Origin of the sequence: Nocardia higoensis NBRC 100133, assembly GCF_000308595.1 — a bacterium.
Classification (GTDB): Bacteria; Actinomycetota; Actinomycetes; order Mycobacteriales; family Mycobacteriaceae; genus Nocardia; species Nocardia higoensis.
The window spans coordinates 95,817-104,029 of sequence record NZ_BAGA01000072.1 but is presented as its reverse complement, the minus strand read 5'-3'; the positions used below and the strand labels follow the sequence as shown (position 1 = coordinate 104,029).

Sequence of the window (8,213 nt, the reverse complement as noted above, 5' to 3'; positions counted from 1 at the left end):
CACCCCCTCGGTGAATCCGTGGCGCTCCAGCATCTCCTCGGCCTCCGCGTGCCGCAGCGCGGTACGGCGGGCGGCCTCGGCGCCGCGATACAGGTCGGGGCGGTCGCGTACCTGCGTCACCTGTCCCACCGCCAGGAACAGCAGTGCGTCCACCAGTCGCGCGGCCGTCTCGGCCGACGCCGACACCGCCCCGTCCGGCCGCCCGGCACCGGACTCGGCGCAGCCCTGTTGCCACGCTGCGTGTACCAGCTCCGCCGGGTCGGCGGAGGCGGGCAGTTCGCCGGGGCCGGCGAGCACGCCGAGAGCGAGAGATTTCTCCCAGCAGTCCCCCGAGCCGTCCGGGCCGGGCGCGCGATATCCGGACAGGCAGGCATGGGCGCGGGCGACGATCTGCGCATCGCGGACCGCGCGATACCCCTCGGCATCGACCGCGAGATCGGCATGCGCCAGCAGGAATTCGGCATCCACGGGCACCTCGGCCCGCGCGCGGCGCTGCTCGGCACGCCCGGCGTCCAGGCGGGCCGACTTCAGTTTCCGGTAGATGATCCTGGCGTCGACCAGCTCACGGCCCTCGACCTGCCAGCGCAGCAACGTCTTACGAGCGCGCCGGTACGCCTCCGGCAGGTCCGGGTCCTCGCGAAGCCGCTCGTCGGCACGGATCTGCGCGCCGAGCAGCCGCTCGGCCCTGGCATGCTCCTCCGGGAGCGGTGCGCGCGCGGGCTGCTCGGGATCTCCGAACACCGCCAGCGCGGCGATCTGCTCGGTGAAGGCGGCCTGCGCGCGCGGGTCGTCGGCGAAGTCGGCCAGTTTCTCCAGCAGCACCGAGGCATAGCGGCGCATGGCGAGCGCGTGGTAGTCGTCGTGGTGGCAGTCGGGGTCGGCGACGAATTCGTCTGCGGTGACGGCGGAGTCGAGCACCCCGCCCGCGCCCTCGCCACCGTGCTCGCGCACCATCGCCGCCCGCACCGTCGGAGGTACCTGCAGTTCATAGCACTTGACCGAGTCGCCGAGTTCGTGCGGCAGCCCGCGCGGCCGGTACTCGTGCGCCGCCGCGGCGAACTGCGCGGTGAAACGCGCCAGCGGATCCGCGTAGTCGGTGAACATGCGCGAGACCTCGAGCCAGCCCGCGGGCTCGTCGCAGGCACTGTCGGTACGCGCCAGGAACATCGCCAGCGGACCGTATTCCGCGCGCACCCATTCCCGGCCGTCGGCGAGTCGGCCCGACCAACCCTTGAGTTCGTCGACGAATTCCTTGTGCCGGGGTTTGGGCGCGGCCGCCGCCTTCGACCAGAGCACCGCCAGCTTGCGGCGGGTGGTGCTCCGCTGGGCGGGGGTCGCGGCCCACCACGACTCGCACACCCAGTTCGCCTTCGGATACGGCGGCATCAGTCCTCCCTCACGACGTCCCCGGCGCGGGGCCGCCTGCGATTGTCCGGCACGGACCATGCCCCTCGGCATTGTGCCTCCGTCCGCCGTCGCCCGGGAATCGGCCGAACAGACGACACAGCATGGATCGCATCGCGGAATCGGTGCGCGATGTAGATGGAATCGAGGACTATCTTCGCCCGGCCGCGCGGTCGATACTGTCGGTGTGAACGAATCCGGGGTCTACGAGATCACCGTCGCCGATCGCGCGCTGAGCGACCTCATCGACGCGGTCCACGACGCGGCCGAGCGTCCGGTTCGGCCTTCCGAGCGCGGCTGGGCCGCTCGCGATGTCACGATCAGGGATTTCCCCGATGCGAACACCTGCACAGGCCGAGATCACCCTGACGGCAAGCCGATCGCGGAGGTGATCGTCGAGGCCGACGGATCCGTGCGCGTCGATGTCCGCTTCGCGCTGGCCGACGGCGCGGCGACCGCCCGCTTCGACACCGGGTGCGGGGCGACCGACACCCTCGACACCATGCGACCGGCCTCCTTCGCCCGCTATCTGATGACCGCGACGATGGCCCGGCTCACCGCTCGGGGCGTGCGGGCCCGACTGGTGCGGCACACCGCCACCGCCTGAGACCGCCCGCCGCCTACAGTTCGTCGAGCTCGATCAGCCCGTCCTGCAACGCACGCGCGACCAGCGCCGCCTTGGTGCCCGCCGGACGGCCCACCGACTCGTACTTGTCGCGGATCCGCACCAGATGGGTGTTGATGGTGGCCGGAGTGATGAACAGCTCGGCGGCGACCTGTGCCTTGGTGTCGGATCGAAGCCACGCGAGCAGAACTTCGACTTCGCGTTTGGTCAATCCCGCCTCGGGGTACTCGCAGACGAAACGGGAAGACTGCTGAAAGGTCATGTAACGACACCCTCCGGTTTGCGGCCGAGCCACCGATGACGCTTTGTCATCCCTCATCATTCAAAGCCGAGATTGCCCGGAAATCACTCCAGTTCGTGCGGGCATTGGCTCTCATCCGAGAGACTCGGCTATCGAGCCATGTAATGAAGTACTCTCACCTTCGTATGTACCGGGGGGACATGCGCACTCCGTGCGCGACGGAGGTGAAAGGGGTCCGGTCCGATTACCGCAGCAGATCCGACTTTTCGCAGGCTCATCGATGCCGGGCTGACGGCACTGATCGAACACCCCGAGCAGTTGCTCGACAAAGGATTCACGGCCGAGGACGTCTTCAATGAGGCCGGCGTCTCCAATGCGACGTTCTATCGCCGGTTCAAGAACAAGAGCAGCTATGTCAAGGCGCTGATCGGCAGCCTGATCGAGGGGCCTGGCAGTACCGACGCGGAGATGCGTGCGCGGGTACGCGCGCTGAGCAACGGAACCCGTCCGCCCATCACGGTCTTGCGCGAATTGATCATCGCGTCGTTTCCGGTGCTGACCGAGCCGCGGGCGGTGTCGCGCCGGGTGCTCGCCCACGCGTTCGCCGACAGCACTCCGCATGCGGCGCACTCGGTGCGCGCCGACTACGCGCGCCGCGACAGCCGCATCCTCGCCGTCTACGACGAGGCACTGGCGAAGAAGGGCTTGGCACTGCGCAGGCCGTTCACCCCCAAATCGCTGGCCATGGTGATCAATGCGCTGTTCGAGGGCTTCCAGCTGCGCCACCGCAGCGACCCCGGTTCGGTCACCCCCGCCCTGCTCGCCGACTCGCTGCTCGCCATCCTCGGCGGCGTCCTCGACGCCGGCGGCGCCCACGCCCACCTCGACGATCTGCCGTTGGTGCGCGCATCGGTTCCCCATGTCACCGAGTTGCCGCGCGATCCACGGACGGCCGTACTCGCGGTGGCCCGCGAGGAATTCGCCAAGCGCGGCTTCTTCATGGCCCAGCTGGAGAACATCGCCCTGGGTTCCGGCGTCCCGATCGAGCAGTTGCGCAAGCTGTTCCCGTCCAAGACGCATCTGATCATCGGCGCGCTGCGGCCGCGCTTCAAAGCCATCCAGGAAGCCATCGACGACGATCTGCTGCTGGAACTGGACGAGCCGGTCATCATCGAGAACTATCTGCTGCGCCTGGCCAGGGTGTGCACCGAGGACATGCCGTTCACCGACGCCCTCATGCTGGCGCTCGCGCACGAGACCTACGGCGAGCCGAATCAGGTCAAGCCGCTCAAACAGGAGCTGGACCTGCCCGCCATCATCGCGCCGATCATCGAGGCGGGCTGTCGCAACGGAGTGTTCGCGGGCATCGACCAGCCGGTCGAGGTGGCCGCCGAACTGACCAATGCGCTGCTGCTGCGCTGCTTCACCCGGCGTAGCCACTCCCCCGAGGAGAACGCGCGCATCGTCGCCGACCTGGTGCTGCGCGGCCTGGTCCAGCGCTGAACGCCGAACGCCCCGCCACGAGGAGGCATCGAGGCCTTGTGGCGGGGCGGACCTGCGGACCCGGTGTCAGCCGGCGCGCTGCAATCCGGTGTGCTTGATCGCGTACCGGAACCCAGCGCTGCCGTAGGCCGCGGTCTCGACGACCGGTTCGGCGAGATCGCCTCTGGCGCGCCGCAATTCGCGATACTCCGCACTCGTCGCCGCCAGCTGTCCGGTGACCACGGCGGCGACCAGGCGTGGGAAGCCCGGCGCGGGACGTGCGCCCGCGCGCAGTTCCACCCGCAGGCGCAACTCGTCACGTGACCGCGCGTCGGTGACGGTGGTGAGCACGAACTTTCCGGTGAGTTCATCGCGCACGCGCGGATCGCCCAGCGCGGCGCGGATGCCGTCCGGGCGGATCTTCACCGCGTAGAAGGTGGCCGCGACGTCGGGGCGGCCGCGCAACACGAGGAAACCCGACGACGGCGTGCAGGTGCGCACCCGCAGGCGGTGTCCCGCGCGGAGCAGTTCGGTGGCGAGCTGCTCGGCCGTGCGGACCTCGCCCTCGTCGTTGATCCGGTACCGCACCAGCGGCATCGCATTGGCGACGGTGAACAGCAACCGGCCCGCCTCGTCGGTCTCGGTATAGCGGTAGCCCGGGTCGTACTCGACCAGCGTGGGGGTGACCGTCGCGTCGCCGAACAGTCGCTGCCGCAGCAGGGGATCGGCCTCGGCCGCCCGCCGAACGGCGATGGTGGTCGGCGTCTCGTGTCCCATCATGCCCGCGTCGGCGGTGCCGTAGATCAGGCAGGTGTCTTCGGCACGACCCGGCTTGCCCATCAGCTCGAGCACCCGGTCGCGCCAGGTCTCGGTGATGTTCTCCCCCGCCAACAGCAGTTTCAGGTCCTGGCTCAGCACCTCCGGACCCGCGCCGTCGAGGACGTCACGCACGAACGGCGGGTATCCGGCCAGCACGACCTGCTCGTAATAGGGGCCCAGTTCGGCGATATCGGCGCGCACGGTCTCGAGGTTCTGGCCGGGTGCGATCACCGACACCGGATAGCCGCGCGCGGCCAGTCCCTCGACACAGCGCAGGGTGTAGGTGCCGCCGATCCAGTTGCCCATCGCGAAGGCCACGACGACCAGCGTGCGCCGCCGATTCGCGCCGAACGCGCGCAGGATGCGGCCGTGCAGCACGACGCCCTGCGCGTGGGCGATCTCGTCACGCGCCCAGTAACCGGGACGGCCGGTGGAGCCCGAGCTCGACGACCAGATGCCCGCGACGCCGATGTCCCCGCCCGCCATCAGGTCGTTGCGCGGATGGACCTGGAAATAGTTGTCCTTGGTCACCGGCGGCAGCGCGGCGAAGTCCGCCGGGGTGCGGATCTCCTCGGCGTCGATGCCGTGGTCACAGAGAAACTTCGCGTAGGCGGGAACCCGATCCACCGCGGAGCGGAAGACCTCGAGTGCGTGATCGAAACCGGGGACAGCGAGCTGATGGTCCATCCGTCGTGACTCCTCTCTGGCAGGACGCGGCGACCGCGCCTACCGGAAAGACCGATCCCCCGGATCGCTGCGGCCCGCCCGCCTGTGGGCCGCTCACCCGACAGACACAGCCGGGACCGCGTGGGAGGCTGGTCCGGGGCTCCCGAGCCAGGAGCGGCGCCTGCCCGCGCACGGAACCGAGCAGTCGGTACACCTGGTGTGCGGTGGCACCGGACGTCGCGAGAAACTGCAGGGCGGGCAGACCGCTCGTACGCACCGCACCGGGGGGTGAGAAAGGCATCGCGAGATGACCGAATGGCCGAGTTCGGCGTTCCTCCTCGGCCTCGAGTCGCTGGAGGCCGAACGCTTCGCCGACGCGATCGCGGCCTTCACACTCGCTCGCCGCGAGGCGTCCGGCGATCCGGGCGCCACCGCGGAATGCCTGCACTTCACCGGGCTGGCACACGCGCAGGCCGGTGAGCTCGAGCAGGCCGCGGCCGTACTGCTGGCCGCCCAGGACATCCTCGCCGGATTCGAGCCGGACGAATTCCGCGCCGAGAGCGCCGAACTCACCGCCGATGTGCTCGTCGACCTGGATCGCATCGCGGAGTCCGTACGACATCAGCGCCGCGCCGCCGACGATTTCGGTCACCTGGGCGATCGCGACCGTCAGGCCGACAACGAATACGCCCTCGCGTGCAGCCTCGCCGAGACCGGCGACAGCGCGGGCGCGTTCGCCGCCTTCGAGGCCGCCTGCCGCGGCTTCACCGCGACGAACCGGCCCGACGAGATCGCCGCGACGCACACCACGCGCGCGGATCTGGCCATCCGGCTCGACGATCTCCCGACCGCCCGCCACCATCTCACGCTGGCGATCCCGCTGCTCGACGCGGATCGCAATCCCGACGACCTGGCCCGCAGCCATTATCTGCTGGGCTGTCTGCTGTCCGACGACGGCGACCAGAGCGGCGCCGAACAGCATCTGCGCGCAGCCCGTGCCGGATTCGCGGCCCTGAGCGACTACGCCGCGGTGGCCGAATGCGATGACGCGCTGGGCGAAGTGCTCACCACCGCAGGGCGATACGACGAAGCCGTGTCCGCCCTGGCCGCGGCCACCGGCGGTTATCCCCTCGACCGGGCCCATGAGCGTGCCGACTGCCACCGACGCATCGGCCTGATCCGTCTGCAGCAGGGACGGACCGAGGAATTCCTGGCGGCCATGACCCGCGCGCGCACCGAGCTGCTCGCCGCGGGCCGACCGGATCAGGCCACGGAGGTGCTGATCCCGTCGGGCATGGCACTCGAGGACCTCGGACGCTACGACGAAGCGCTGCGGATGTACCGATCGGCCAGAGCGGCTTTCGCCGCCGCCGGGCACCCGGGCGAGGTCGCCTGGTGCGATATGAACATCGCCACCGTGCATCTGGCGCGGGGCGAGCTCGATACCGCCGAGCGCTTGCTGACCACCGTGAGCGCGACCCTGCGGGAGACAGATCGCGGCCACCGCACCAGGGCACAGCTGTATGCGGGCGTGCTGCACTCCGAACGCGAAGACTTCGACCGCGCGAAGCGGCTGCTGGCCGATGCTCGCGCCGACGCTCTCGCGCTGCCCGACGCCGAACTGGCCGCCGACTGCGCGGTGCACCTCGCGGGCGCGATGGCACACACCGGCGAATACCATCCGGCCCTGCGGTTGCTGGACGAGGCGCGGACGACCTTCGTCGCCGGTTCCGAGTGGGCGAAAGCCGCCCAGGTGCAGGATGTTCGCGGCATGGTCCAGTTCGCGCTCGGCAACTATCGGGAGGCCGAGGAACTGCTGCTGGACGCCTGTGAAGGCCTGACGCGGCACGGCAAGACCCGCCACGTCGCCGTCGCCAACTGCCATCTCGGCCTGGTCTACCTGGAGACCCACCGGCTGCCCGAGGCACAGGCGGCCTTCGAACGCAGTCACGCGGCGCTGCGCGCTTTCCCCGGCGACCGCCTGACGGCCGTCGTGGAAGCGAATCTGGCCGGCCTGTTCCTGCGACAGGACAAGCACCTCGACGCCGAGCGGATGTACACCACCGCGGAGGCCAGTCTGGCCGCAGCCGGGCAGCCGATCCGCGCGGCCGTGTGCAGGCAGAATCGCGGCGGCACCCGCGTGCTGCTCGGCGACCTCGACGCGGCGCTGGCCGACCTGGCGGCGGCCCGCGCGATCTTCGAACCGCACGTGGCCTATCGGCGCAATTGCGCCGCGTGCGATCTCAATATCGGGCTGGCGCACAGCGCGCGCGGCGAGTACGACCTCGCGCTGACCCATATCGGCCGCGCCCGCGCGATCAACGCCGGGTTGAACCTCATGCTGGAAGCCGCTCGCTGCGATTTTCTGGCCGCGACCGTCCGGGTTGCCCGGGACCCGGAGGATCTGCGCCCGGCGCTCGATCTCGCCCTGCCCGCCCTGCTGTTCATCGACCATCAGCGCCTGCAGTTCGTCCACGCCAGAACCCGCTCGGCATGGGCCGCCCGCTCGGCGCTGTTCCGTTCCACGATCTTCGACTGGACCGCACGGCTGGGCGACCCGGTCTTGATGGCCGAACTCGTCGAGGTGTCGCTGAACTCCGGGACCCACACCCCGGGCGCCGCCGAATCCCCTGCTCGCGCCGACCGCCTGGCCGCCCTGGCGGCGGATATCGCCGCCGACCCGCAGGCCGATCCGGACCGGCTCGCGGGCACGGGCCTGCGCGCTCCCGCCGACCCCGAGGCCCGCGCCGACGCACCCGACTTCGCCACCACGGGCGCTCTGATCGCAGGCGCCGTGCTGCCCATGCGCCCGCCGCCCCGGCTGCGGATGCCCGACGGGTCGGTCGCCCTGGCTGCCTATATCGACAGCGCCGAGACGCGCTACGGGTCCATCGACCGGCGGTTCGAGGTCCCGACTTGGTGACCCCCGGATCCGGCGCAACTCACATACCGCCAAATGTCCACTGTGAGGAAACC

6 protein-coding genes are annotated in these 8,213 nt (G+C 70.1%); 3 read left to right on the top strand and 3 right to left on the bottom strand.

Annotated features, from left to right (window positions below; translation table 11 throughout):
* Nucleotides 1-1,386 (bottom strand): hypothetical protein (locus ON26_RS10975; protein ID WP_040795941.1); only part of this gene is annotated, 1,386 nt, incomplete at its 3' end.
* Between the two features lie 205 nt (nucleotides 1,387-1,591).
* Between ON26_RS10975 and ON26_RS10970 the strand changes: the two genes are divergently transcribed.
* Entirely contained in the window at nucleotides 1,592-2,011 is a 420-nt protein-coding gene (locus ON26_RS10970; RefSeq protein WP_040795940.1) for a hypothetical protein, read from the top strand.
* A gap of 13 nt (nucleotides 2,012-2,024) precedes the next feature.
* Here ON26_RS10970 and ON26_RS10965 read toward each other — a convergent pair whose 3' ends face one another.
* The gene (locus ON26_RS10965; RefSeq protein WP_051026930.1) at nucleotides 2,025-2,291 is read right to left on the bottom strand and encodes a response regulator transcription factor; all 267 of its coding nucleotides are present in this window, start codon (nucleotides 2,289-2,291) and stop codon (nucleotides 2,025-2,027) included.
* 297 nt (nucleotides 2,292-2,588) lie between these two features.
* Here ON26_RS10965 and ON26_RS10960 point away from each other — a divergent pair, with 297 nt between their 5' ends.
* Complete coding sequence (locus ON26_RS10960) at nucleotides 2,589-3,773, top strand: TetR/AcrR family transcriptional regulator (RefSeq protein WP_051026929.1); 1,185 nt, start codon at nucleotides 2,589-2,591, stop codon at nucleotides 3,771-3,773.
* A gap of 66 nt (nucleotides 3,774-3,839) precedes the next feature.
* On the opposite strand, the gene ON26_RS10955 is transcribed toward ON26_RS10960, so the two are convergent.
* Nucleotides 3,840-5,258: a phenylacetate--CoA ligase family protein gene (locus ON26_RS10955; protein ID WP_040795938.1), complete on the bottom strand. Its 1,419-nt coding sequence runs from the start codon at nucleotides 5,256-5,258 to the stop codon at nucleotides 3,840-3,842.
* A 286-nt stretch (nucleotides 5,259-5,544) separates the two neighbouring features.
* Here ON26_RS10955 and ON26_RS10950 point away from each other — a divergent pair, with 286 nt between their 5' ends.
* A complete protein-coding gene (locus ON26_RS10950) occupies nucleotides 5,545-8,160 on the top strand; it encodes a tetratricopeptide repeat protein (protein WP_040795937.1) in 2,616 nt (871 codons plus the stop codon).
* Nucleotides 8,161-8,213 lie beyond the last annotated feature (53 nt).

Coding starts and splice junctions, on each gene's coding strand:
- ON26_RS10965 (WP_051026930.1), bottom strand. CDS start 2,291: ATGACCTTTCAGCAGTCTTCCCGTTTCGTCTGCGAGTACCCCGAGGCG.
- ON26_RS10955 (WP_040795938.1), bottom strand. CDS start 5,258: ATGGACCATCAGCTCGCTGTCCCCGGTTTCGATCACGCACTCGAGGTC.
- ON26_RS10950 (WP_040795937.1), top strand. CDS start 5,545: ATGACCGAATGGCCGAGTTCGGCGTTCCTCCTCGGCCTCGAGTCGCTG.